This window comes from Pseudoalteromonas sp. '520P1 No. 423' (assembly GCF_001269985.1).
GTDB lineage: Bacteria > Pseudomonadota > Gammaproteobacteria > Enterobacterales > Alteromonadaceae > Pseudoalteromonas.
Genome location: NZ_BBZB01000002.1, coordinates 1,282,809 through 1,308,963, shown reverse-complemented (window position 1 = coordinate 1,308,963; position 26,155 = coordinate 1,282,809). Strand labels below are relative to the sequence as shown.

Below are 26,155 nucleotides of genomic sequence, written 5' to 3'. Positions count from 1 at the left end.
TAAAAAACCGAACAGATTCTGATGGTGCTATCGCAACAATTAGCTTACCTAATTTTATTTATTAGAAAAAACTCATTATTTAATAAATTAAAATAAAACAATACCTTAATGGTTTTAAATCCAGTATTTATTCATTGGTTGGATTGACTGTTTACATCTGTTTACATTTAAGTACCTAGAAACGGTAACTGTAGTCTATTTTTAAATTGCCTCTTGGCAAAAATATAATCTACGGAGAATAAAATGCAAACAAAACATTTAGTAACGTTGGCAGTGACAGCTGCACTTTCATATTCATCTGTTCAGGCTAATGAATATAAGGCAACATTATTACAAGTCGATGAATCAAGAGCAATAAAAGACAAATATATTGTTGTTTTTAATACTCCCAGCGTTTTAAATTTAGACAGTGATCAATCAATTGCACAGTTTGCTACAGAGCAAGGTGCATCACTAAATAATAAATATGACGTCAATGTTCAAACTAATTTCGGTAGTGCATTAAATGGTGTATTAATTGATGCAAATCAAGAACAAGTAAAGCAAATGCTTTCAGATCCAAATATCGCATATATTGAACAAGATCAAATGATGTATGCAACACCAATTCAAGCTTCTGGCGATCAAGCTAGTCCTACTTGGGGTCTAGATCGCGTAGATCAACGCTCAGGTTCTTTAGATGGTAATTATCATTATGATTATGATGGCACTGGTGTAACTGCCTATGTTGTTGATACTGGTGTACTTAACTCGCATAATGAATTTGGTGGTCGTGCTACGAGCGGTTACGACTTCATTGATAATGATAATAACGCAACAGATTGTAATGGTCATGGAACACATGTAGCTGGCACCATTGCAGGTTCGAAATACGGTGTTGCTAAAAATGTTAATGTTGTGGGTGTAAGAGTATTAGGCTGTAACGGTTCAGGTAGTAATTCGGGCGTGATCCAAGGTATTAATTGGGTTAAAAATAATGCATCAGGTCCTTCTGTTGCAAATATGAGTTTAGGTGGTGGTGCATCTCAAGCGACTGATGATGCTGTAAATGCGGCAGTTTCAGCGGGTATTACATTTGTTGTGGCGGCAGGTAATGATAACAGTAATGCATGTAATTATTCGCCTGCAAGAGCGGCAAATGCTATTACCGTTGGTTCTACTGCAAATGGTGATTCACGTTCTAGTTTTTCTAACTATGGTAATTGCTTAGATATATACGCACCTGGTTCAAATATCACTTCTGCATGGTATAACTCTAACTCTGCTACAAATACGATCAGTGGTACTTCGATGGCTGCGCCTCATGTAGCGGGTGTTGCTGCATTGTATTTAGATGAAAATACAGGCTTATCAAGTTCACAAGTTGAAAGTTTATTGAATTCAAGATCAACCAGTAATGTCGTTTCTGATGCAAAAGCGGGCTCGCCTAATAAGATGGTTTTTGCATTGGCAGATGATACAGGATGTGGCAATAACTGCCCTGTAGATGAAACTGAATTATCAAATAATCAATCGAAATCAGTTTCAGGTGGTACAGGTTCCACCACTGATTTCTTTATTGATGTACCATCAGGTGCTGCAAGCGTAACGTTAAATATTGCTGGTGGGTCAGGTGATGCAGATTTATATGTAAATCAAGGCCAAAAAGCAACTTTAACAGCTTATTCATGTAGACCTTATAAAAATGGTAATAATGAAAGCTGTGTCATTAATAATCCATCTGCAGGTAAAATGTATGCTATGGTTCATGGATATTCTTCATACAGTACAACAATTACAGCGAGCTATGAAACGTCAGGTGGTGGTTGTACAGGCAGTAGTTGTTTAGAAAATGGAATACCAAAAACTGGTTTATCTGGCAGCGCTGGATCTGAAAGTTTTTACGAAATAGCCGTTCCAGCAAATTCGAGGTTAGCAGTGCAAATGTCTGGCGGTACCGGTGATGGTGATTTGTATGTGAAGCAAGGAGCACAACCGACAGATACAGATTATGACTGCCGCCCTTATAAAAATGGTAATTCAGAAAGTTGTAGTTTAAATATTACACAAGCTGGTACAGTGTATATTAGAGTAAAGGGTTATAGTACTTATTCAGGTATTAGTCTTACAGCTTCTTACTAATTTAGACTTTAAGAACTAACGACATTTTAGAGTTTACAAAACACTTTAAATAGATCTGGATAGAGATATTTAAAGTGTTTTTCTTTTTTAATAACCCAAATCTTCAGATAATAAATTCTTTAAAATTTCTATTAATGGCTTAAATTTTGCTTTAAGAAATCAAGTGAAATTTTGGTGATTTTAAAATCGCAACAGGTATAGAAATGAAGATTCAAGAATATGCTTCACAGATGAACTTTTTGGACTTAGATAATAACAGTACTGCACAGGATTATGCAGTACATGCATTAGATTTATATCGTAATGGTGAGAATATAAAACAAGCGCAAATGTTATGGGAGTATGCAAAAGAATATATGTTATTAAGTACAAGAGCCTGATTGTTCTGGTAAGATTAGGTTAGTTAGGTAAAGTATTTAAGGATCAGAACAATGCAGGGTAAGGAAGCTCGTTGTAATGTCAGTAGCATTGTAAAAAAGTTTATACTGATTATTAGCTTAGCTTTACCTTCATCTGTTTTTGCATCTGATCCATCTGCTTTATATTGGCCATTTATGATTGGCATGGCAGTATTGGGTTTATTATTATTTATAGTCAGTTGTATCCTCATTACTTGCCTACTAGACAATTGTTATTTGAAAACGATATTAATTGGCTTTTTCTTTGGCATATTTCTAGGTCCAGTCCATTTACCTAATGGGTCTTTCATAATAAATATTGCTAATTTGTTTTTTGGTGATGGGCAAGATAGCTTATTTTTAGCAATCATTTATGCATCTGGCTACGCAATAATTTTTTTTATAATCTATTTTAGCGTAAATAACAGATCTCAAAAGAAACCTAAATAAATCACCTATTAATCATTATTAATTGATAAGTATTTTTTGGGTGAACATCCTAGCTGTTTTTTAAAAGCGGTTAAAAATGCTGATGAGGATTCATACCCAAGTTCATAGGCAATATCACTTAAAGGGATTTCTTCATTTAACATTTCCAAAGACTTCATAATTTTAATCTTTTGCTTCCATTTACTAAAACCCATGCCGTAATTTTTATTAAACAGTCTATTTAAAGTTCTGCTTGAAGCGCCAACTTTTGACGCCCATTCTTCAATTGTTAGTTTGTTTGCAAGATCAAAGGTTAAGGATTCTATTATTGGCAACAACCGGTTGTCATTAATGGTTGGCATAAACAACTCGTTACTGGGTGCTATTGATAATCTATCAATTAAAACTTGTACTAAACGATCAGTTTGAGCGGTTCTTTCATAATGCTCACGCCAGTTGGCTATTTCTAAAATTAAAGATTTCAATAGTGGGTCAACAGTGAGAGAACGAACCTTATTACCAAGTGGGTTACACCATTTTGAATCTATGTATAAGCTGCGATTACTAACCTTAGTCTTTAGGTGTTGTTGATGTTCGGCGTTAGCTGGGATCCACAAAGCTTGCTCTGGGGGTAATATGAACGTACCTTCTTGGGTTTGAGTTTGAGTTACGCCTTTACATGCGTAGCACAATTGTGACCATGGGTGAGAATGCTTAACAATATGTGTCATAGCTTCGAATTCATGAGCCGTTGAAACAATCGGTCTAGGTAATTCTGGATAAAGTCTACTTGGGCTCTGTTTTGTCCATTTAAAATCTGTCTGTTTTGATAAGTTAACTGTCATAATTTCACCTTTCAGCCATGTAATGGAAATAATATACTGTTGTAACTCGGTACACAAACTAGAAATCAGTAATGGTTTAACAGGAGCAGTATGGATCAGGAAAGTATTAAATCAATAGGGAATAATATGAAAAATAAGGTATGGCAAACACCATTTATTTTCCTTGTAGTTGCAAGCATTGTTATGTCAGCAACTTTTGCTGCCTGGCTAGCAATGTTAAATAATTTCGCTATAGAACAGGCGGCATTTACAGGAGCTGAAATTGGTATTTTACAATCTCTAAGAGAGATCCCTGGCTTTTTAGCTTTTACTGCCGTATTTGTGCTATTAGTTTTAACAGAGCAGATATTCGCGCTTATTTCTTTGTGTATTTTATCAATAGGCGTTGCAATAACGGGATTATTTCCAAGTATTTACGGCCTATATGCTACCACAATTTTAATGTCTATAGGTTTTCACTATTATGAAACTGTAAATACATCATTAAGTTTACAATGGTTTAATAAAGAAGAAACTGCTGAGAAATTGGGTAAGTTAATGTCAATTAAATCAGCTGTATCTTTAGTGTGTTATGCCCTTATTTGGTTAGGGTTCAGTTTATTTTCTACTAGTTATCAATTCTTATATTTATTTTTTGGTTTAATAGGCTTGTTGCTGACAATTTGGTTGTTTATGGCTATGCCAAAATTCGAGGTGAAACACGCTCAGCACAAAAAAATAGTTTTACGAAAACGCTATAGTTTATATTACTTGTTAACCTTTTTGTCGGGGGCACGAAGACAGATCTTTGTGGTATTCGCTGGATTTCTTATGGTTGAAAAATTTGGCTATAGTGTGCAGCAAATCACACTACTGTATATGATAAACCATGTTATAAATTTCTTTTTAGCACCTAAAATTGGTACTTGGATTGGCAGAGTCGGTGAGAAAAAAGCGCTTAGTTTAGAGTACTCAGGTTTAGTTATGGTTTTTGTTGGTTACGCTGTTGTGGATTCTGCCGATATTGCAGCTGTATTGTATGTGATTGATCATTTGTTTTTTGCTATGGCGATAGCATTAAAAACTTACTTTCAAAAAATTGCAGAACCGAAGGATATCGCATCAAACTCTGCTGTAAGTTTTAGTATCAATCACATTGCTGCAGTTGTTATTCCGGCAAGTTTTGGTGTGATTTGGCTCATTGACAATTCGTTGGTATTTTATGCAGGAGCATTGATTGCTGTTGCTTCATTATTTGCAAGTCAATTTATAAATCTAACTAAAAATACTGCTGATTTTTCTCAAGAGCTTGAAGTGAATAATAAGTAGCAAAATAAAGGATTATTTATGATTTAAAGCTATATTACATGCGATAAAGTAACGGATCAAAATAGTCACGATGGTCAAGGTGAAATAGAAATTCAAGAAGTATTTCGTCGTGAAGAGCTAAAAGGTGTATGGGACTTTGCATTAAGAGTTACTATGCCTGCAAACTCTTCAATGGGATCACATATACATGGTAATGAAGAAAAGATAGTACTTTGAATCATTCAAGCAAGTAATAAAACAGTTTAAAAGGGGTTAAAAGCGATATACCTAAACCCTGCACCATAAATTGTCTCAATGGTTAAAGTAAGAAGTATGAATTTTTTACCTACTTTATCAGCAAAAGGAGCAATAAATAGTGCTCCAAACGCCATAAAAACTGTACCTGAAATAAGTAAATCACCTATTTAGACTTTGGTAGGTGCCTTCAGTACTGACAGAAGCTGCAGTAAAAGCCATCATCATATTTATTAAACTACAAATCACTATAATAATAAATTTAAAGTGACTGCTTTTCGATTCATCAATATTACTTTTTACTTGGGGTAAACTCATACTTTGCATTTTATTGCACTGTTTTAATTATAAGTTTTATCTTTTTATAGAATTAAAGTGGTTAATTATTTCTTTTATTATCTTTTCTTAGCATAGTGATAGAGAAGAGCCCCGCAGATAAAAACATAAATAACCCATAGATACTGGGAGGAATAGACATCGTATTACTTTGTATAATTGTGCTTGTGATCAATTTGAGGCGTATTCCATTCTAGCCTAAATCCCCTAAAGTAATGTCATCATCTACTTACCAAGTAAAAGAATGGCAAATATCCACAGAACACCTGAGCAATGGCAACAAATTTTCGAACAACATGCTGCAAGCAGTATGCAAATAGCCGCCTTTTGCAAACAGCAAAAACTCAACACATCATGCTTCTATGCTTGGCGTAAGCGTTTAACAAGCCATACTCTTCACGCTGTCATAACCGACCCTTTACCACCAGTAGAAAAAACTCAGGATGATTGGGTTAACGTTATCCAAGAGCAAGCAATGCCGTACTGTTAAGTCCCAATTTACTGGCAAGCATAACAACGATAACAAGAATAATCTCGTTAGACAGCTTCAACGCAGGCGTGAGCGTCTTATCTTCTTGTAACTGAGCTTTAGTTTTCTCAACTATTTCAGTGATGTTGATGCTGTTTAAATTCATTGAAGCTAGGGCGATTAAGTCATAGCACTGGCTTGGCATACTGGCAGGATCGGTCAATAGCTAAAAAGGATCATTAGAAAATAATTTTCCCCTAGTGAATAGTTACACTTAATTGTAGAAACAAAAAAATTAAATCTACACAAAATTCATATCATGCATGTCTCAATAAATATTCTAATATTATTTTAATTAGACTAATGATAAGTATGTGTAGATAATTAAGTATCGATACAATCTTAGTAAATACCTAGTTATCACTTATAAAACTATAACATTCCTTACTTATTAACTAGATATTTGAAAAGTAGGTGTCATGAGAAATAAACTATGTACTCGAATTTCTTGGTTAATCACTGTTACTTCTGTGTGGATTATTTTTGAATTTGAAGCTGATAATTTATTGGCCTGAAATTTTATTCATATCTATTTATATTTATGGTCTTTAACTTGTCACATTTGGACTTTCTAAAACCTTGAGCTCTGTTGTTGGTTTAAAATTCATTTTTATAGAAAAAGACAATAGTGCTCTTGAGTTAAGCAAAGTTTATAAATGCTAAATTAATTTTTATAAAAAACCTTTATAATTTAGTAATATAAGTAAGCTATGATATCTTCGCTATTTATGGTTCTGATTTGTTAAGTTACCCAAAAAACTCAATTTATCATAGGAATCATTATGTTCAGTATGCTAACAAGGAAATAAAATGAAAAGTGAAATAACTGAACTGAATGTAACTCAAACCTCAAGAACGCTCGCTTTAGTAGTCGCAATCTTAACCGTATTCATAGCTGTTATTGGGATAATGACACTCGCTGCCAGCGCACAAACTGATGTAACGTTTAAATTTATTATTCCGATAATTGTAACCGATACTGCGAGCGCGTTTTTTTATATTTATTTTTACCTTTTTATACCTTAGCAGCTACTTATATATTAGTTGCGGCTTTTTGTATCGCATACAACTTAGTTGCAAAATATACTGGTGGGATAACCTTTCATACTAAACCTCAATAAAATAAATAAAAGGCTTATGGATTACACTTTTTAGATAAAGTCAGTTGTACTAGATTACAACTTTTGAATAATGCCCTATAATACAGTCAATTACATTTAGGGTTGTTTCCTATATATTGATTTAAACTCACATGGTTTTGACCTAGTTTATTTAACTGTTTACTATGTATAATTCTTGCCATTATTTAGTTTGTCGTTTCATTATGAGTTATATTTCTCGTTTATTGCTTGTACTTTTAACTACTTTTATTTTTGGTTGTACTGACAAATTAAAAGAGCTTAAAGCGGTATCATTTCATAAATTTGTAGAGGTAGGTGTTGTTGATGCAGATTTATCTGAAGACAGCCAATTATCTGCATTATTAGATATTAATCAAAATATTTCTATTTTCAATAATACGAATAAGCAAAAAATGATTGAATACCCAAGCTCTCTCTTTAAAGAATTACAGTATCATATTGTTCTTTCAGGTGATAAATCAATCATTGCCAGTGCAGGTAAAAAATATATAACACTACTTTCCATTAATACGGAAAAAGTAATTGCGACATGGGAGGTTAAAGGATTTAGTGAAGATATTCAAATTACAAAAATATTGCTTAATTACTCAGGAGATAATGTTTATATAGGCCTAAATGAGGGCAGTATTGTAAATGTTGACTTAAAATATAATAAAAGATCTCTTCATAAGATTCACAATTCTTCTGTCACCAAATTAGTAATGCATAAAAATGGTCAAAGCATTTTCTCAGCAGCAAATGATGGTACAATTGTGCAATGGCATGCTTATACAGGTGAAGTAATCGCTTCAGCTGCATTAACTCAAAGGATCACCAGCTTCGCACATGATAGTTTTAATGAAAGAATATTTATATCAGATGCACTTAAATCACAAAAAATAATAAATTTACCCTCTGGAGAATCAGATACGTCCCTTGAATATATAGAACGATTTAGATTTTTTAGGCAGGCAATCTTTTTGTCAAATGGGAGTAAACTGTTAACAGCCTCATCAAAATTCCAACTTTCTCTTTGGGACGTACAAACAGGCAAAGAAATTGGATTTGGAAATGTGAGATCTTATAACTTTGGCAGCATGATCTTAGATTTTGCAGTAACAAACAACAAAGATGTTTATTCAATTACTTCTGATGGTGTTTTAGAAGTTTGGGGCAACAAAGATTTATAACGATAGCAGAAAACAAAAAAGGTAAGACATCAGTCTTACCTTTTGATCATTAAGAATTAACTTAAATGATAATATTTACTCAGCTATTTATTAATAAACAGTTATAGAGCAACAATGTTCTCATCTTGAGGGCCTTTTTGCCCTTCAGCTAAGGTTTTAAAACCGTCACCTTGGATTGCGCTAAAGTGAGCAAAAACATCTGGACCAGAAGCTTGTTCGATAAAACCAATACCTTTAGCATCGTTAAACCATTTTACTGTACCAGTAATTGTATTAGACATAATAGAATCCTATTTTTTAAAAGTAATTGTGCCCTAAGGCGATAATACTGGAAGTCTTACTGTTACTTATAAAAAACATAACGAGGAACATAAGATGCATCTTCGAAATGATATAACACAAATATACTGTTTGCTTTCAAACTGAGTGAATTATATATAATGAAGATTTAAAGTAACGTGTTATGTGTGCAGTTTGTATTTTGTGTAATAATCAAGGATAGGTTTAAGTCATATTTAACTCACTGAAATTATGGTATATTTGTTTTTTCTGCTCTTTGAATTTAATTTTATAAGGAAAAGTAATGAACAACATTTTTAAAGACATTCCTGAAGATCTGAGCTGAGAGGTTTTTGAAGTCTTAGCAGAAAATAAAAATATAAAAATTGAACGAATTATTACTAAATGACACACTTCACCTGAAACAGGTTGGTATGATCAAACCTTAAATGAATGGGTGATTGTGTTAAAAGGTGAAGCAATTTTAACATTGCAGCTCATCAAAAACACAAAGTAACTTGGACTACATCTGATGAAGAAATCATCTGGTTAGCAATTCATTATGATTAAAAAAGCATCTATCTATATTAAATAACCCATTACAAACACTAGAGTGTATGTAGCCAAAATAAATATACCAATCGCATTTATAATAAGATTAAAATACCGTTTAGATTTATCTGAGCATAGTGCGTTGAAATTCTCTTTAAAAATACCAACTAAAAACAAAAAGATTGAAATAAGTAATACATAAGGTAACAGGGGCACATAGATTTCAGCAATATTTTTAACAATAGGGAGTTGGGAAATTCCTAATATGGCAAGCCCTTGAAATAAAGGCATGACTAACACGCCTAGCCACTTCATTTTATAGTAAATATTGTTCACAATTACTTTCCTTAATATATGTATCACGAACTATTCTAAATTGTTCCTATTTTGTTTGCAATCAGTAACAGGAGAGCTGATAATCAGCCACAATATAACAAGACTAAGGAGCAGTTATTTTTAATCGCTTGTTTTATATTTGTTTTTTATCTCTACTACTCATCTCTTGCGGTAGTGATTCAAAATCTAAAATCGAACAACTCTCTGTTCTATCATATAAAAACTCATGTATTGGCATGATGCAATATTTATGCTCTTCTTAATGCTTTCAGTAACTGGTTTGTTAATTTTTTCCTCAATAAACAAGCCAGATGAAACTATATGGCCAGCATTTATTATAGTAGGTGTTATTACACTGTTATTTTTTTCATTTACCATTCGTATCACTAACAATAAAATAACTTGGTTTTTGGCTCTTATTTTTGGAAAAAGGAATTGAAATTTGAAAAAATACATAACGTAAAATTATTAGAACCAAATGGTATTTTGTATACGTTTAGTTTCTACTGGATGATTATATAATGTTTCTACTGGATGATTATATAATGTTTCTACTGGATGATTATATAATGTTTCTGCTTTAGATGCTGTTGAATTAACGCTTAAAGATGACACAACTATTAGCTTGGTCTGTATATTTAGCCTCTATTCTGTCTATAGTGGGTGTGGTAGTTTTTGTTTGCTATATGAATCAATTTCAAATTATGCATGAGGAAGCGGCTTTAAATAAAGTTTTTGGTGATGAATTCGAACAGTACAAGTCAAAAGTAACAAGGTGGTTATAGTTAAAATCTATTAAACTTGATGTGAATCAAAATAGCTACTTGCCTATGCGTATGATAATCATTATCATACGCAGTTCCTCTGTTTCTTATATCTTTAATATGTCTATTAGTAAACTCAATGTATTACAGGTATTCCAAAAGGAATACCAAAATCTGTTCAAATTTATTAAGTATAAAGTTAAATGCCCAGATTTATCTTCTGATTTACTTCAAGATCTTTACCTGAAGTTACACTCAGTTCCTGAAAATAAAAAAATAAATAACCCAAAAGGTTATTTAAATACAGCTGCTAGAAATTTAATTATTGATAATAGTCGCAAACCATATCATGTAATAGAAACAGGACAAGAACAGCAAATTGACTTAGCGATTTGTGATCAAATTTCGCCTGAGCAAAGAGCGATTGATCAAAATATGGTTGAGCTACTTGGATCAGCATTAAATCAATTACCAACAGATAAAAGAGACCTAGTTACTTTAAGCAGAGTACATGGATGGACAAATCAACAAATTGCAAGTCATAAAAATAAATCATTGAGTTGGGTGGAAAAAAATTTAGCGATTAGTTTGATTATGTGCAGCGATATCGCGCAGGAGAAAAATAAACATGGAAAATAATATCGCAGAAATTAAATTAGAAGCAGCGATGTGGATAGTTAAATTCGATCATAATTCACTTACTGCTGATCCTGAATTCGTCAATTGGTTAAATACTTCAGTTAGTCATAAACAGGTATTTGATGATCTTAGTCAAAATTGGCAAATCCTAGAAAGCATACCAAAAAACGAGTCTACAGATTTTGTAGTTAAAAAAGTAAGTCCTATCACTTTTAAGTCAGAAAAAAAGGTTGATAAAGTGCCAATTAAGTTCATCTCATATATGGCTTTGGTAGCGAGTTTTTTCTTTTTTTCCTTTATCTACTTTAATTTAGACACACAATATTATTCTAAAAGTTATAAAACACAGGTTGCGCAACAAGCAGATTTCGATTTACCTGATGGTAGTACCATAAGTTTGAATGCAAAAAGTGAAGTGCTTGTATATTTTGATCATGATAGACGTCAAATAACAATACTGAACGGTGACGCACATTTTGATGTAGCTAAAGATAAGACAAGACCATTTGTAGTACGTTATGAACAACATAAATTTACTGCTCTAGGAACCGCATTTACGGTTAATACTCGGCCTTTTTTGCAATTAGCAGTAACAGAGCATAAAGTAAAAGTGAACTTCAAACACACAAACCGAGTGATCCAAGAAGGCTTTTTAACCGAATTTAATGACTATTGGCAAACAGCTAAAGTCATTCAATCAGATCAGAATTGGCGTGATGTTAAACTAAACTTTAAAGCGAGATATTTAAAAGATGTATTAACGCAAATACAGCCTTATGTCTCCAAACCTATCAGTCTACTTAATCAAGATATGGCTTACGAATTAATTTCAGGCACTGTTAATCTTGAAAAACCCATGCAAGCCCTAAAATTAATCACAAATGGCTTAGGATTAGAAATCGTTAACGAAAACAACGAAGTAAAACTAAAATAATTAAGCTTTTATTTTATATGAAAGGTGAATTAAGAATTAAATTCATCTTTTTTAATTTATTTTTACGGGTTTTGAATATGATTAACGTCCTTATTGGTAATGAATATAGTTATCACTTACATTACTGTCGGAGAGTTGTAAATCCATGTCTGGTAAATCAACATTTAAATTAAGTAGTTTGGCATTTGCTGTTGCAATGTCTAGTTCTGTTATTGCACTTGAATCAAATATATCAATCACAATTAAACAACAATCTTTAGCTAGCGCACTAACAAGCTTAGCTAAACAAAGTGATATACAAATTTTTGCCAGAGATAAAGTTATTAATGGATTAAATGTGAATGGTGTATATCAAGCTAAATCGGTTAAACATGCTCTAATGCAGTTACTAAACAATACGCAATTAGAAGCACAATGGGTATCTGAAACTGATGTTGTAATTAAGCATAAAGAACGCGAAGTAAAAGCAACTAGTATTGTAAAGCCACAAAATAATTTAGTTAGAAATAATCAAACATTAGAACATATTAGTGTTTATGGCAGACATAATAAACTGATTTTAGAGTCAGGTACTGCAACTAAATCTAATATGAGTTTAATGGAGACTCCGGCTGCCATAGTTGTCGTTGATAAGTTTCTATTAGACGAACAATCTACGTCTACTTTACAAGATAGTTTAAGAAACATAAGTGGATTAACACAATCAGGTAATAATTACGGTATAGGTGATAATTTAATTATTCGTGGTTTAGGTGCGAATTATATTTATGATGGTATGTATGGTGGTGCAGGTTTAGGCAACAGTTACAATCCAACCAGAACAACAACAAATGTTGAAAGTATTGAAGTATTAAAAGGACCTGCTACTGGATTATATGGCACAGGCTCTGCCGGCGGTGTTATTAATTTAGTAGAAAAAAAACCATTAGATAAACCTTTCTATCAAGTAAAAGCAACAGTAGGGCAATGGGATAATCAAAGCATGATGTTAGATGCAACATCCGCTATAAATGATTCTATGGCCTATAGGTTTGTTGCTAATTTTGAAGAAACAGATGGTTATCGAGGTCTTAGCTCTGCCCGAAATGAAGTATATGCTTCTTTACGTTTGAATCTACAACAAGATCAAGAGTTAATATTTTCAACAGCCTTCATTGATGATGAAAATCAAGTTGATTCTATCGGTCACCCAGTTCGTATTTTGAACTTAGATAGCATTAACGCCAACCCTGGTGAAATCACTTGGCAAGACTTAGTCAATGATACTGATGCAGATAATGATGGCAATTGGGGATTACAACTTAGTGATGTACAAAGACAGGAGTTAGCTAAGTCATTGGCTGCAACTGATGGTTTAAAACCATTTGATTTAGGTAGCCAAGGTTTAATTTCACCTATGTCTAAGCCTAATGAAGGTGAAGAATTAAGATTTAAAATAAGTCATAGCGTTGATTTTTCGAATGATACTAGCTTATTACAAAAAGTGCAGTTTAGAGAGTATGAAACTGATTTTATTCGTCAAACAGGTGCGTTTAACTATGTTTATTGGGATCGCCGAGGAGAAATAAACGCTGATCCTCGCGCGCCGCTTATAATTGATGATGTGATTTATCCATTTGCAGCAAGACGCCAGCAATATAGAAGAAGTGATGCAAGTGAAACAAGTTGGCAATACTTTGCTGATTTTAATACGAGTTGGTCATTAGGCCCGTTTGAAGGTGAGCATTTGATCAGTGCGAACTTTGAAGATCGTTCTATGACAGTTAAAAGCTGGAGTTTAAGTGATGCTGATGGTAGCTCAGCTGCTGAGCCGCTTCCGTATATTCTAGATATTCGTAATCCAAATTGGCCAACAAAAAGCTTTATGGAATATGACCCAACTTTAACTTCTAATTATGATTCATCGGTCACTTCGTATGGTTTAAGTTTTCAGGAAGTACTTTATTTTAATGATATCTTAACGGGTAGATTTGGATTCGCACACTCTAAAATTAAGCAATCCTATCAGCATAAAGGCACACCAAGAACACCTGATATTTCTGAAGAAGAAGATTTTTCAGATTCAGGAAACACTTATAACTTAGGCTTAAATTATCGAATCACAGATGATTTTGCATCTTTTGTTAACTTTTCAAAAGGTCGTACAGCCTCAAGTATTTTAGGCTTTAGCGATATTCCTGATTCTGAGTCTAAGTCATTTGATTTAGGTATACGTTTTACAGCATTTGATGAAGAGTTATTAGCTTCACTCGTTTATTTTGAAACAAGAAAAACAAATATTCGTCGTTCTCACCCTTTATACAATGATAACCCTGAAGACAGTGAATACAACATCAGTGTTCCTAAGTATGTTTTTGATAACGAAGATAATACTAAAGGTTACGAGTTTGATATGAATATGGCAATTAATGATGTTTGGTCTATGAATTTTAATGCCACATATCAAGATGCTGTTGAAATCAGAAATCAAAATGAACAAGCACAATCGGGGCAAAGAAAAGGGATCCCTAAAAAGTTTGCCAGTATCTGGACGAGTTATCAAAAATCATTTAGTGAATTAGCGAATCCGATAAAGCTTAGTTTAGGTATGACTTATACCGGTAAGCGAAGTATTAATTCAAACGCATTTGGTTTACCCGATTCAACCATAGACGCATATACAGTGTTGGATGCTGCGGTTAGTTACGATGTTGAAAACTGGAATGTGCAACTAAATTTAAGAAATCTAACCGATGAAACCTATTATGTTAAAGCACTATTTATCGGTGGTTTACCAGGTGATAGTCGTAACGCTAAGTTAACTGTGAGATATACCTTTTAAATAATTAAAGTTTAAAAAACAATATTAACAATTAAGACCAATCAGGTATTTGCCTGATTGGTTTTAAAGTTTATACATCTGAATCGGAAATTTAAAATTAATAATGAATTATAGATTGAGTATTACTTTTCGTGCTTTAGCTGCCATTTTTGGAAGTTATGGACTAGCAGTTGCCAGCAGCTTTGCTTTGGTTCCAATATTTATGCATGTATTTGGTTGCTTTAAATCAGATGCCGTTTATCTAGGAACTATTTTCAGCTACGTATTTTATTTTGCTTGTGTGATTTTTAGCTTCTCTAGGTCAAGCGCTTTATTAGTTTGGCGTGATATTGCATTGGTTAGTTCAGTTTTCTGTTTAATTCATTACATAGGAAATATTTCATGAAACCAGATTTTAGAAAATGTATGATTTGGTTGCATACTTATAGTGGATTATTAATAGGCTGGCTTTTATTTGCAATATTTGTAACAGGCACACTCAGTTATTTTAATCCCGAGATCAGCCAATGGATGAAGCCTGAACTTGGTAGTAATAAATCTTCTGATAAATTACTAAATCAATCTTTAACTTTATTAAATAAACAATCAAAAGACTCTGAACGATGGCATATTAATTTACCTACGCAACGGAATAATCAATTTGTTATCTCTTGGTTTATGCCAAGTGAAAAAAGAGCCAAGCGCTTTTCAAAAGTATTAGATAGTGAAACATATAAAGAAATCTCAGTGAGAGATTCAAATGGAGGTAATTTTTTTAGAACATTTCACTACACATTAGAAATGCGTCAATTTGGTGGGCGTTATATTGCTGGCATTGCAGCTATGGTGATGTTGATAGGCGTTTTTACTGGTATTTTTACTCACAGGCGATTTTTTAAAGATTTTTTTACCATACGTCTTAATAAGTTAATGAAAACACTCACAGATACTCATGCTGTTATGGGAGTGATCACCATACCTTTTTGTTTTGTAATTAGTTTTAGTGCTTTGCTGATTTATATTAGTATCTATGTCCCTTTTAGTGCGCAACACCATTTTGAAAATGGCTATAGAGACTTAAATAAACAAGTATCAACGTCTTTACCTAAAGTCATCTCTTCTAATATTGCTGTTGAACCAATCAAAGATCTTATGCCTATTGTGAATACAATTAAAAAACATTGGCCTGAAAAATCTGCAATCAAATCTATCGTATATGAAAGACCTTTTGATTCAAATGGCCGCATTATAGTTTATCGCAACCCGCTAATTTTATTATCAAATAAAGAGGAAGTATTAGCATTTAATGCACAAAGTGGTGAGCAATTAGCCCCAATTGAACCTGAACGTACTGCAAGAAAGATCCGCAGAATATTTTATGGCTTACATGAAGCGCATTTTGCAACACCTATGCTTCGTTGGCTGTTGTTTTTTATGGGGGTTGCTAGCTGTATTTTAATTGCCAGTGGTTTGATTATCTGGTTAAAAAAACGCTTAGATAAAGTTAAAAAACGTCATTTTGGACACTTAGTAGTTGAGCGTTTAAATATAGCTGGCATTGCAGGTTTACTATTAGCCATCACAAGTTATTTTTATGCTAATAGAATAATCCCTCTTAATATTGAATCAAGAGCAGAATTAGAAGTATCAGTTTTTCTGATAGTTTGGTTTGTCTCATTGCTATATAGTTTTTTAAGGCCTGCTTTAAAAACCTGGGCTGATATTATGTTAGTAACCGGGTTGGCATTATCTTTATTACCTTTGATTGATTTTCTCATCGAAAAAAATTGGCTAATTAACGCTTTAGACAATCAAAATATGGCCTATATCAGTTTTAATTTAGCTTTACTCATATCTGGAGGCGTGTGTTTAAAAGTATATTCATGGCTCAAAGGTAAAAACAGAAATGCTGTATCTGAATTTAAAAACAAAGAGGAAGCCGTATGCTAATCAGTTTTATCCTTCAACTCATTGCCCTATGGTGTTTATCTATGACCATGACTAAACATTTTCGCTCGGTATTCAATACAACTTTCACAGCTGAAAAAGGAAAAAGATTTAAAGTGTTAGGTTGGTTTTTATTATTAGTGTCATTCGTGATAGTAGCTTTTCAAAACACGGCTATGATGAGTGTTTATTGGCTTTCCTATCTCGCATTAAATATTTTCATTGTGGCACTTATTAATGCATGGCGTTCATCAAAACAATAAGCTTAAATAAAACTTTTCAGAAATGAAGTAATTTAATTTTTTTTACCACTTCATTTCTGAAAACCGTTTAAACAAGATATTTATTGTAACCTTACTCAAATTTCGTTAATGTTCCTTTACTAGAAAATTCAATTAACCCCACTATTTATAGGGTATTAAAGATAGTTAAAGGATTAATAGTGTTTAAAAAAGTAATACTAATCATGTTTTTAGTTTTAGTTTACGGCATAGTAAATTATGGTGAAACGTTCAGTTCAGTTGTAATAAATTATTTTGCATCACCAGTAGAAGTACCGGAACTCACTAAAACTTATACACCTCATTTATGGTCCGATTTCAAAGTATTAGAGATAGATGCTGAGTTATGCGCTATGAAAGGCAAAAATATCCTTGAATCTCTAAGCTTTAAAACTATTAACAGAAACTTAAAGTACGATAAAGCTAAGTATGTATATGGAAAATTCAATGATAACAGGGCATCTATTACATGTGCAAAGCTAGATGGTAAGACATTTGTTTATACCTCTGTTGCAGGTCCTGATGTTGCTTTGGTAAAAAAACTACGTAATGAGATAGTGTGGAAATTATGATTAAAAATGAAAACACCTTATCTAAATTTTTAATATTATTAGCGGTTATATTCGGGATAACCTTTGCGTACTTTTATTCTGTATTGGATAAAATTGAGTTGCAATATGTCCTGATGTCTATTTTTACGTTAGCAAACCTTGTAACGCTTTCATTTACAAGCTCGAATACTTATAAAAAGAAAAATAATATTAAAAACCTAATCAGGAGGGAGGAGCAATTACTGTTTTGTCAGAGTACAAGTATGAGTCCTGCATCCATTTTACTGATTGATAAGATAGGTGAAATTACGGTTTCAAATAATTACTTATCTTTTATAGAAGTAGGTAATGGGCAAGGGTATGACTTTCAAGTTAAGGGTCGATCTCATGATATAATGACTCATTTGTATTCCATACTTAAGCCACAAGAAATAAAATCAATCAAACTGGTAAAGATTTGATGTTCGCTTTCTTTTAAGTCATTTATAAAGGTGATAACCTTTACATTTTGAAGTAACAGGTACAATAAAACTCATTAAGTTAACAGAATCAGACGCACTCAGTATTTATAATTTAGTTGAGCAAAGTCGAGAATAGTTAGGTGAATATTTATATTGGGTGAAAGGAGTCATTGCTCTGGTTCTTGAGTGTCCAATTCTTCTATTAAATTAATTGCGACGTTTACATAGTTACTTGATGTCTCTAAGCTAACAAGTCTACCGTTAGCTAATATCGGTAAACAGCCAATTTTATATTATCTAAAAGCTTGTGTTCGATTTTAGACAAATGACTCGTTTTATTTACAGCTAACTTTGATTTTATATTAGTTGTATCAACAGATTTTACGATTTTTTTCTCTTGTTTATTTGAACATGGAAATTGGCTAAATATCAGCACATTATTGATATTGCATTTATATAGTGTTGCAGAAGCTGAATAAGAAGTGATTAATAACCCAAGTAATAAAATATATTTCATAAATTAACACCTTCATTAATGGTTGGTAGTGTTAACTTTCATTGTTGCGCCATTAAATACAAACAACTACATAATTTAACAATTTGAATTTAATGGAAAATAAATTCATATTGGCTGAAATTCAAATTAATTAGTAGGACAGTATTATAAAATTTAGGGAGCAAATCTTGTTATAAGCAAGGAAACGGAAGTGCCTTGGTTATTGGCTTTTGGCACTTCTTCTAACAAATTCGGATTATGGAAAACCGAGACTTATAACTTCATATGTAAAATAGGGAAAGGTTTCCCCATATTATCAATGGGTGAGCGAGATATCACTTTAAAACCCATATGTTGGTAAAACCCAACAGCTAATGGATTTTGTTCGTTTACATCTACACTATTTGCATTTAAATTATCAATTGCGTATTGCAATAATAACTTACCAACGCCACTTCCTCTTATGTTGTTTAAAATAAATAACATTTCAACTTTCATTTCATGGACGCCCATAAAACCAATAATTGAACCAAATTTATCTTTAACACATTTTAATGTAACTGCAGGGAAAGCTTGCTCCATGATAATTGGTTTAAAAAACACGATATCTTTTTCAGTGATAAAGTCATGTGTTGCTCGGACTGAGTTTTCCCAAACAATTAGCATTTCATCATAATGTTCAGGAAGCACATTTTCTACAATCATAATATTCTCTTATATTAGTATTGAATCGATGCGCAGCCGCGAATGGATATAGTATCAATCAAGATTGAATAAATACAGTAGAAATCATTTCACCATGATTTCTACTCTGGCAGAAAATAATTTACTTACCAGAGCATGAATAGAAATTATCTCGGTTCAGTTTTTAAGCCTTTTAATAGACAACCACACATTAATAATAAGAGTACTGTAAAGGGCAAACCTGTTGATATCGCCCCAGCTTGAAGTGCTTCAATTGCTTGGGTGCCACCTACCCATAACAAAGCAGCAGCAATCACGCCTTCAATGATAGCCCAAAAAATTCTTTGAGGTGCAGGAGCATCTATCTTGCCACCAGCAGTAATGCTATCAATTACTAGAGAGCCAGAATCGGAAGAGGTAATAAAAAACACTATAACTAATACGATAGCGATAAGCGAAAGCAATGAACTCATAGGAAGTGAATCGAACATCTGAAACATAGCTAAAGGCACTTCTGATAAACCGTCAGTGCCCAAAGAACCTAATTGATTCATAACTTGATCAATCGCTAGACCACCATATACCGACACCCATACAATTGTCACAAGCGTCGGAATTATTAATACTGCAAGAATAAATTCACGAATAGTTCGCCCTTTAGATATTCGGGCGATAAACATACCAACAAACGGAGACCAAGATACCCACCAAGCCCAATAAAATACAGTCCAGCCTTGAAACCAGGCTTCATCATTACGACCATGTGGGTTACTCAATGGAATAATATTCTCAATATATGAAAATAACGTTGTTGGTATTGCGCCAATAGTGACAGTAAATCCAGTAAAAATAACAAATACCAACAAAGCAAAAGCCAGTATCATATTAATTTTACTAAGCTGTTTTACGCCACTTTCTAAGCCTTTGGCAACAGAGAAGACTGCCAATGCAGTCACACCAATAATCACAGATATTTGCATGCCAATACCACCGTCAGTACCAAATACATGATTAATGCCGCTGGTGGCTTGTTGTGCACCAAGACCTAAGGAGGTCGCCAAACCAAATAAAGTTGCTAAGACGGCGAGTATATCTACCATATGTCCAGGCCAGCCCCAAGTTTTTTCGCCCAATAAAGGATAAAATATAGAACGAATAGACAAAGGTAAACCTTTGTTATAGTTGAAAAATGCTAAAGATAAAGCAACAACACAATATATGGCCCAAGGATGAAGACCCCAATGATACATGGTCGCACCTAAAGCTAAACGTGCAGCCTCTGCAGTATTTGGTTCAACACCTAATGGCGTTTTATACCATGAGGTTAAGTAGGCAACAGGTTCAGCTACGCTCCAAAACATTAATCCAATGCCCATACCTGCTGCAAATAACATTGCAAACCATGAAAGGCGTGAATGATCTGCTTCGGCATCGCTTGCGCCTATACGGATTTTGCCATAGGGTGAAAAAATGAGTGTAAGACAAAATAATACAAAGATATTTCCTGACCACATGAATAAGGCATCAAACGTCCCAATGATTTTCCACTTTATACCATCTAAAGCAGTTTTTGCTGTTTCAGGTTCACTTACTAAAATGGCGAGAAGAAATATAAAAATTAATGCGGTACTGACGCCAAAAACAGGGTTGTGGACATCGAATCCCCACTTTTGAATATTATCTTGTCCTATTTTATAGTCAGTACTATCAATACTATAAATGTCTGTATTATTTTTCATAAAATTATTGGCCGTGTTTTTGTGTTAGTTAAAGCTGTGCTTTAACTATTCTCAATGCAGCTAACTTAGTCACAGTCCGTTGTTGGCAAGTTGAGTAAAACCGAGAAAAAGAAGTGTTACCCACAAATTAGATATGAGTAAGCAAAGATTTGTTAGTGAATATTAGCATAACAGCGTGATTAAATCGAAGTTCCTCGGGGTTTGTATATAAGTTTTATTAATAAGTTTCTCAATAGGTTAAATTAAAGTGAAATAGTAACTCTTTTCCTTGTGTGCAGTTAAAAGAGCGCGTTATTATTTAAGCTATAGAATGATAACGGATTACTCAAATAATATGACAACAGAAATAATAATAAGAGATGCTGAGCGGACAGATTATGATTTTATTTTTAAATTATCACCAGATTTAGCAAAAGTTGCAAACTTAACATGGCACAGGGGTGCCATAGTTGCAAAAATGCAAGATGATTATATAGCACAAATATTAAATCAAACATCCGTTAACAAAATTACATTGATTGCAGAGAAAGAGGGTGTTTCATTAGGTTTTGTTCATGCTTGTGAGCACCAAGATAGCATATCAAATGAAGCTTGCGGTACAGTGCCTTTACTTGCAGTTTCTGCAAAAGCTCAAGGAATGGGAGTGGGTAAGTTGTTAATGCAGGCAGCTGAAAAATGGTCTAAACAGCAAGGGTATCGTTTATTGCATTTAGAAGTATTCGCTAATAATAAAAAAGCAAAAGGTTTTTATGATAACTTGGGTTTTGAACCTGAAACCTTGCACATGATTAAAGCTCTTTAAACATATTTCTTATTCTTACACTGTTATATTACACTTTTCAAAGTTGCAGCTTAACAAAAGAGTGTTTCATCTCAAAGCTATTTAGGCTATATGTGTAGTGGTACAATGTTCAGCAAAGGTAAAAGTGTCGATAAAGATTTGGATGCAGCATTTAGTTGGTATATGAAAGCTGCAGAACAAGATTTGTTATTTCTAGGCTCAATTGATTTCTTTGAACCTTATCCTGTATATTGTTGTCTCATTTTTTATTTTTGCTTTAATTTTAATTGCGCTAAGTGTTTTTTCTTATTAAACATATAGCGGGGCAGTTATATAAATTACAAGATAAAGTGGATGCAATTAGTCCCAACAATACATTAGAATTAGAGCCAACTGTAGACAGCAGTGCCATCGCTGTTTTATCACTAAAAGTTCATAATATGGCTGAGCGGATCAAGAGTTTATTAGATGAAAATCACCCCGTTGCTTTAGGCTTTAATAAAGACTTAGACCAATTAAGTATTTTAATTGATGAGCTTCTGACCTATTAAAAGCTTACATTATAATCTCGTGTCGATTTATATCCAATCGACATCACTGAATTAGTCGCAGAACAATTACAGAGTTATAAATTACTGTATCCAAAATTAACGATTACATTAATATCAAAGCTTCCCAAAAATTTCACATTTGATGCGAATGAACCTTTAATAAATCGACTATTAGATAATTTAGTGAGTAATGGTTCAAGATATGCAAACACTAATTTGAGCATTTCAATCACTATCGCGAAATTTTTAAAAAGCTTAACCTAATGAACACAATTTCATTTTACCATATCAACTCATCCCTGCAGTGTATAAACCGTGGCGTCCTATTTTAATTGAAGCAGCCAAAGTACTGATAAACAATATTTACCATCCTGATTTTGAATATCTTCACTTTGGCTAGTACTTAAATTTACTTTTTAACTTTTAATGCACGTGCTGTATGAAGTTTTTTGTAGCTTTCGATTAATCTTAAGTGTTTGTCCAAGCCTTCTAGTTTCATACTTGTTTTAGTTAAACCAAAGAATCTCACATCACCTGTGATTGAACCGACAACGTGCTTCATGTTTTCTTCACCAAACATGCGATTGAAGTTAGGTATATAATCTTCAAGCTCAAGCTCTTCATCTAATGTTACTTCAAGCACAGCATTGATTGCTTGATAGAATAAACCACGCTCAACAGTATTATCGTTAAACTGTAAGAAAGTCTCTACTAATTCTATTGCGTCTTCTAACTCACCTAGTGCTAAGTAAATTAAGATTTTAAGTTCAAGAATTGTTAACTGACCCCAAACGGTATTTTCATCAAATTCAATACCAATTAAAGTGATAATATCTGTGTAGTTATCTAATTGGCTGTCTTCTAATCTTTCAGCTAAGCTTGCTAAGGCATCGTCACTTAATGAATGCAAGTTTAAGATATCCTCTCGGTAATTTAATGATTTATTGGTATTGTCCCAAATCAGATCTTCAACTGGGTAAACTTCTGAATAATCAGGAACTAAGATACGACATGCAGTGCCTAAGTCAGAGAATTCAGCGATATAACATTCTTTACCTAAGTCTTTTAAGATACCAAATAAACTTGCGGTCTCTTCTTCGTTAGTGCCAGAGAAATCCCATTCGATAAACTCAAAATCATATTTCGCACTAAAGAATTTCCAAGAAATAGTACCTGTAGAGTCAATAAAATGTTCTACAAAGTTTTCCGGCTCTGAAACAGCTAAACTATTGAAAGTTGGCTTAGGTACATCATTTAAACCTTCAAAACTACGGCCTTGTAATAGTTCTGTAAGACTACGCTCAAGTGCAACTTCAAAACTTGGGTGGGCACCGAAAGAGGCAAAAACACCGCCTGTTTTTGGATTCATTAAAGTGACACACATAACAGGGAATTGACCACCAAGAGAGGCATCTTTAACAACTACTGGAAATCCTTGTGCTTCTAACCCTTCAATACCAGCAACAATACTAGGGAATTTAGTAATTACATCTTTAGGTACATCTGGAAGTACAATCTCTTGTTCTATGATCTGTCTTTTAACTGCACGTTCAAAAATTTCAGATAAACATTGTACTTTTGCTTCAACAAAGTTATTACCTGCACTCATACCATTACTTAAAAATAAGTTTTCGATGAGATTCGAAGGGAAGTATACTGTTTCGCCATCAGATTGACGAACATACGGAATTGAACAAATACCGCGTTCGCTATTACCTGAGTTAGTATCAATCAGATTGGAGCCACATAGCTCACCCTCAGGATCGTAAATTTCTCGACAATATTCATCTAGGATATCAGTTGGTAGTGAATCATCTTCTTCTAATTTGAACCATTTTTCATTTGGGTAATGAACAAAATCACTATTAGCAATTTCTTCACCTAAAAATTGGTCATTGTAAAAGAAATTACAGTTTAAGCGTTCAATAAATTCGCCTAATGCAGAACACAGTGCACCTTCTTTTGTTGCGCCTTTACCATTAGTGAAACACATTGGAGAGGCTGCATCACGAATATGTAGAGACCATACATTTGGTACGATGTTACGCCAAGACGAAATTTCTATCTTCATGCCAAGAGCTGCTAAGATGCTTGTCATATCGGAAATTGTTTGCTCAAGTGGTAAGTCTTTTCCTAGGATAAATGTATTAGAGGCTTCATCAGGCTTTGCCATGAGCATAGCTTGCGCGTCTTCATCTAAGCTTTCTACTGTTTTAATTTTAAATTCAGGGCCCGTTTGTACAACTTTTTTAACAGTACAACGATCGATAGATCTTAAAATACCTTGGCGGTCTTTATCTGAAATACTCTCTGGTAGTTCTACTTGAATTTGAAAAATTTGGTTATATCTATCTTCAGGATCAACAATGTTATTTTGTGACAAACGAATACCATCTGTTGGAATATCACGAGCCGCACAATACACTTTCATAAAGTAAGCTGCACATAACGCAGAAGATGCTAAAAAGTAATCAAATGGGCTAGGTGCTGAACCATCACCTTTGTAACGAATTGGCTGATCTGCAATAACAGTAAAATCATCAAACTTAGCTTCTAATCTAAGGTTGTCGAGAAAATTAACTTTAATTTCCATTGAATGGTATCCACTTTAGTCTTTCGAGAAATTGGTCAAATAAAACTGCCAATTTTCGGATTGATCTTAATTGGGGCAATTATCTTCTTTTTCTGTGAAATAGTCTTGGGTTTATTGTTTAAAACGTCAAAATAAAGGGTTTATATTTAGGGTTTAACCATAAATAGGACTTTGTGAATAAATAAATTGTAAAACCAAATTTCAAATACGAATTATTATCTTTAACTTGAATATTATAAAAGAGGTACTACCTTTAAAGTCCGACTTATATATTTAATCATTTAGCACGTAGGCTACATGTCCATTCGTTATAAATTTTTTTGGTTTCTTTTTTTGTAATATTAGCTATGGGCACTATGGCTAATATTATGGAATACGAGCAATAACATTGCTCAAATAGGTGAGCAATATGCTCTTTCAAAAGAACTTACATCAGATATGTTGATGTTACGTCGTTATGAAAAAGACTTCTTATTACGTAAAGATTTAAAGTATATTGCAAAGTTTGAAAATCGCATGTTGTCAATGAATGAACATGTTAATCACAGGGCAAACGGGTTAAAAGTATAGAGAATTAAACCCTACTGTGAGTACTTTCATCATATAAGCCTCGTCTCAACCAGCTTTTAGGCGTTTTGTTTTAACGCCTACTTTTACACTTTCTCATTTTTTAATAAATTAAGCGCTATTTTATTCATCTCTCAAATTGGTTTCTAAAAATAACTTAATGTCATCATGAAATTCACCTTGATTACCTTTTAAGGATAATACGTAGTCTGCTTGAGGATCTACTATTTTATCGGCTATAGCAAACTGACAGCCCATAGCATCCATCGTTATTGTAGCTCCTTTTATATCAAGTAGTAATGGTATTACTGTGATCTCATTTGATTACTCATTCACCTTTATCTGACCAAAACATAAGTTATTTTTTGCAGACCAAGCACCCACTGGCTAAAGGCATGGGAAAACTCTTTCGGCTTTAAACGATTCATAACATCATTAAGCGTATCGTGACTTGGGATCCCATTTTCTAAATCTAAAAAACTTTTAAGCCAGCTAATTTTAGGTTTACCATACTCTTCAATTGAGTGAAAATCATCACAACCACAGATAATTGTACAGATAGAGATCGTCAATATATTAACTAAAGGATGACGGAGGCGTTGATTTATGCTTGGGTCTGTTATTTCATCAAAAGCTTTACTGATAGCCGTTTCTTTCATAATAATTTAAGCAAAGACCATTATATGCCA

General features: G+C 33.3%; 27 protein-coding genes and 1 pseudogene. 18 read left to right on the top strand and 10 right to left on the bottom strand.

The window, feature by feature from the left end:
* Window positions 1-243: 243 nt before the first annotated feature.
* The 3 genes from PSA_RS24180 (at window position 244) to PSA_RS24175 (ending at window position 2,969) form a co-directional block, all read left to right on the top strand.
* On the top strand, window positions 244-2,121 hold the full coding sequence (locus PSA_RS24180) for a S8 family serine peptidase (RefSeq protein ID WP_042145400.1): 1,878 nt from the start codon (window positions 244-246) through the stop codon (window positions 2,119-2,121).
* Window positions 2,122-2,324: 203 nt separating this feature from the next.
* Entirely contained in the window at window positions 2,325-2,501 is a 177-nt protein-coding gene (locus PSA_RS25690; protein ID WP_157575833.1) for a hypothetical protein, read from the top strand.
* 51 nt (window positions 2,502-2,552) lie between these two features.
* Complete coding sequence (locus PSA_RS24175) at window positions 2,553-2,969, top strand: hypothetical protein (RefSeq protein WP_042145398.1); 417 nt, start codon at window positions 2,553-2,555, stop codon at window positions 2,967-2,969.
* Between the two features lie 8 nt (window positions 2,970-2,977).
* Here PSA_RS24175 and PSA_RS24170 read toward each other — a convergent pair whose 3' ends face one another.
* On the bottom strand, window positions 2,978-3,793 hold the full coding sequence (locus PSA_RS24170) for a helix-turn-helix domain-containing protein (RefSeq protein ID WP_042145396.1): 816 nt from the start codon (window positions 3,791-3,793) through the stop codon (window positions 2,978-2,980).
* A gap of 126 nt (window positions 3,794-3,919) precedes the next feature.
* Between PSA_RS24170 and PSA_RS24165 the strand changes: the two genes are divergently transcribed.
* From PSA_RS24165 to PSA_RS24150, 4 genes are all read left to right on the top strand, one after another.
* Complete coding sequence (locus PSA_RS24165; protein ID WP_042145405.1) at window positions 3,920-5,101, top strand: MFS transporter; 1,182 nt, start codon at window positions 3,920-3,922, stop codon at window positions 5,099-5,101.
* Window positions 5,102-5,915: 814 nt separating this feature from the next.
* On the top strand, window positions 5,916-6,161 hold the full coding sequence (locus PSA_RS24160) for a hypothetical protein (RefSeq protein WP_042145394.1): 246 nt from the start codon (window positions 5,916-5,918) through the stop codon (window positions 6,159-6,161).
* A gap of 849 nt (window positions 6,162-7,010) precedes the next feature.
* A complete protein-coding gene (locus PSA_RS24155; RefSeq protein WP_042145352.1) occupies window positions 7,011-7,226 on the top strand; it encodes a hypothetical protein in 216 nt (71 codons plus the stop codon).
* 298 nt (window positions 7,227-7,524) lie between these two features.
* Entirely contained in the window at window positions 7,525-8,511 is a 987-nt protein-coding gene (locus tag PSA_RS24150) for a WD40 repeat domain-containing protein (protein WP_042145350.1), read from the top strand.
* A 101-nt stretch (window positions 8,512-8,612) separates the two neighbouring features.
* Here the strand turns inward: PSA_RS24150 and PSA_RS24145 are convergent, their stop codons facing one another.
* Window positions 8,613-8,792 (bottom strand): cold-shock protein, encoded by a 180-nt coding sequence (locus PSA_RS24145; RefSeq protein ID WP_042145348.1) that lies wholly within the window; start codon window positions 8,790-8,792, stop codon window positions 8,613-8,615.
* 302 nt (window positions 8,793-9,094) lie between these two features.
* On the opposite strand from PSA_RS24145, the pseudogene PSA_RS26710 reads away from it, so the two are divergent.
* Window positions 9,095-9,360: pseudogene (locus tag PSA_RS26710) on the top strand (cupin).
* A gap of 12 nt (window positions 9,361-9,372) precedes the next feature.
* Here PSA_RS26710 and PSA_RS24140 read toward each other — a convergent pair.
* Entirely contained in the window at window positions 9,373-9,678 is a 306-nt protein-coding gene (locus PSA_RS24140; RefSeq protein WP_042145346.1) for a hypothetical protein, read from the bottom strand.
* A gap of 468 nt (window positions 9,679-10,146) precedes the next feature.
* Window positions 10,147-10,293 (bottom strand): hypothetical protein, encoded by a 147-nt coding sequence (locus PSA_RS25685; protein WP_157575832.1) that lies wholly within the window; start codon window positions 10,291-10,293, stop codon window positions 10,147-10,149.
* A gap of 269 nt (window positions 10,294-10,562) precedes the next feature.
* Here PSA_RS25685 and PSA_RS24130 point away from each other — a divergent pair, with 269 nt between their 5' ends.
* From PSA_RS24130 to PSA_RS24095, 7 genes are all read left to right on the top strand, one after another.
* On the top strand, window positions 10,563-11,081 hold the full coding sequence (locus tag PSA_RS24130) for an RNA polymerase sigma factor (RefSeq protein WP_231665530.1): 519 nt from the start codon (window positions 10,563-10,565) through the stop codon (window positions 11,079-11,081).
* The gene (locus PSA_RS24125; RefSeq protein WP_052379983.1) at window positions 11,071-12,015 is read left to right on the top strand and encodes a FecR family protein; all 945 of its coding nucleotides are present in this window, start codon (window positions 11,071-11,073) and stop codon (window positions 12,013-12,015) included. Before PSA_RS24130 ends, PSA_RS24125 begins: the two co-directional genes overlap by 11 nt.
* A 145-nt stretch (window positions 12,016-12,160) precedes the next feature.
* Window positions 12,161-14,836 (top strand): TonB-dependent siderophore receptor, encoded by a 2,676-nt coding sequence (locus PSA_RS24120; protein ID WP_231665529.1) that lies wholly within the window; start codon window positions 12,161-12,163, stop codon window positions 14,834-14,836.
* A 381-nt stretch (window positions 14,837-15,217) separates the two neighbouring features.
* Window positions 15,218-16,765 carry a PepSY domain-containing protein gene (locus tag PSA_RS24110; protein WP_042145337.1) on the top strand — a complete coding sequence of 516 codons (1,548 nt, stop codon included), beginning with the start codon at window positions 15,218-15,220 and terminating at the stop codon, window positions 16,763-16,765.
* The gene (locus tag PSA_RS24105; protein ID WP_042145335.1) at window positions 16,759-17,025 is read left to right on the top strand and encodes a DUF3325 domain-containing protein; all 267 of its coding nucleotides are present in this window, start codon (window positions 16,759-16,761) and stop codon (window positions 17,023-17,025) included. The genes PSA_RS24110 and PSA_RS24105 overlap by 7 nt, the downstream gene beginning before the upstream one ends.
* Before the next feature lie 179 nt (window positions 17,026-17,204).
* On the top strand, window positions 17,205-17,615 hold the full coding sequence (locus PSA_RS24100) for a hypothetical protein (RefSeq protein WP_052379982.1): 411 nt from the start codon (window positions 17,205-17,207) through the stop codon (window positions 17,613-17,615).
* Entirely contained in the window at window positions 17,603-18,055 is a 453-nt protein-coding gene (locus tag PSA_RS24095; protein ID WP_145987698.1) for a hypothetical protein, read from the top strand. Before PSA_RS24100 ends, PSA_RS24095 begins: the two co-directional genes overlap by 13 nt.
* A 265-nt stretch (window positions 18,056-18,320) precedes the next feature.
* Here the strand turns inward: PSA_RS24095 and PSA_RS24090 are convergent, their stop codons facing one another.
* The 3 genes from PSA_RS24090 to PSA_RS24080 all read right to left on the bottom strand — a co-directional run bounded on the left by PSA_RS24090 (window position 18,321) and on the right by PSA_RS24080 (window position 20,974).
* Window positions 18,321-18,572, bottom strand: coding sequence for a hypothetical protein (locus tag PSA_RS24090; protein ID WP_042145331.1), 252 nt, complete (start codon window positions 18,570-18,572; stop codon window positions 18,321-18,323).
* Window positions 18,573-18,824: 252 nt separating this feature from the next.
* Window positions 18,825-19,256, bottom strand: a complete 432-nt coding sequence (locus tag PSA_RS24085; protein WP_042145329.1) for a GNAT family N-acetyltransferase — start codon at window positions 19,254-19,256, stop codon at window positions 18,825-18,827.
* A gap of 146 nt (window positions 19,257-19,402) precedes the next feature.
* On the bottom strand, window positions 19,403-20,974 hold the full coding sequence (locus tag PSA_RS24080; protein ID WP_042145328.1) for a BCCT family transporter: 1,572 nt from the start codon (window positions 20,972-20,974) through the stop codon (window positions 19,403-19,405).
* Window positions 20,975-21,308: 334 nt separating this feature from the next.
* Here PSA_RS24080 and PSA_RS24075 point away from each other — a divergent pair, with 334 nt between their 5' ends.
* Together PSA_RS24075 and PSA_RS24065 are read left to right on the top strand one after the other, a co-directional pair.
* The gene (locus PSA_RS24075; protein WP_231665528.1) at window positions 21,309-21,776 is read left to right on the top strand and encodes a GNAT family N-acetyltransferase; all 468 of its coding nucleotides are present in this window, start codon (window positions 21,309-21,311) and stop codon (window positions 21,774-21,776) included.
* Window positions 21,777-22,051: 275 nt separating this feature from the next.
* Complete coding sequence (locus PSA_RS24065) at window positions 22,052-22,306, top strand: hypothetical protein (RefSeq protein ID WP_042145326.1); 255 nt, start codon at window positions 22,052-22,054, stop codon at window positions 22,304-22,306.
* Between the two features lie 409 nt (window positions 22,307-22,715).
* On the opposite strand, the gene PSA_RS24060 is transcribed toward PSA_RS24065, so the two are convergent.
* Window positions 22,716-24,899: an OsmC domain/YcaO domain-containing protein gene (locus PSA_RS24060; RefSeq protein WP_042145325.1), complete on the bottom strand. Its 2,184-nt coding sequence runs from the start codon at window positions 24,897-24,899 to the stop codon at window positions 22,716-22,718.
* Between the two features lie 438 nt (window positions 24,900-25,337).
* Here PSA_RS24060 and PSA_RS26980 point away from each other — a divergent pair, with 438 nt between their 5' ends.
* Window positions 25,338-25,469, top strand: a complete 132-nt coding sequence (locus PSA_RS26980) for a hypothetical protein (RefSeq protein ID WP_269432880.1) — start codon at window positions 25,338-25,340, stop codon at window positions 25,467-25,469.
* Window positions 25,470-25,589: 120 nt separating this feature from the next.
* On the opposite strand, the gene PSA_RS26120 is transcribed toward PSA_RS26980, so the two are convergent.
* Both PSA_RS26120 and PSA_RS26115 read right to left on the bottom strand, forming a co-directional pair.
* The gene (locus PSA_RS26120; RefSeq protein ID WP_197276872.1) at window positions 25,590-25,733 is read right to left on the bottom strand and encodes a transposase; all 144 of its coding nucleotides are present in this window, start codon (window positions 25,731-25,733) and stop codon (window positions 25,590-25,592) included.
* A 71-nt stretch (window positions 25,734-25,804) separates the two neighbouring features.
* Complete coding sequence (locus PSA_RS26115) at window positions 25,805-26,125, bottom strand: ISAs1 family transposase (protein WP_052379981.1); 321 nt, start codon at window positions 26,123-26,125, stop codon at window positions 25,805-25,807.
* Window positions 26,126-26,155: the final 30 nt, after the last annotated feature.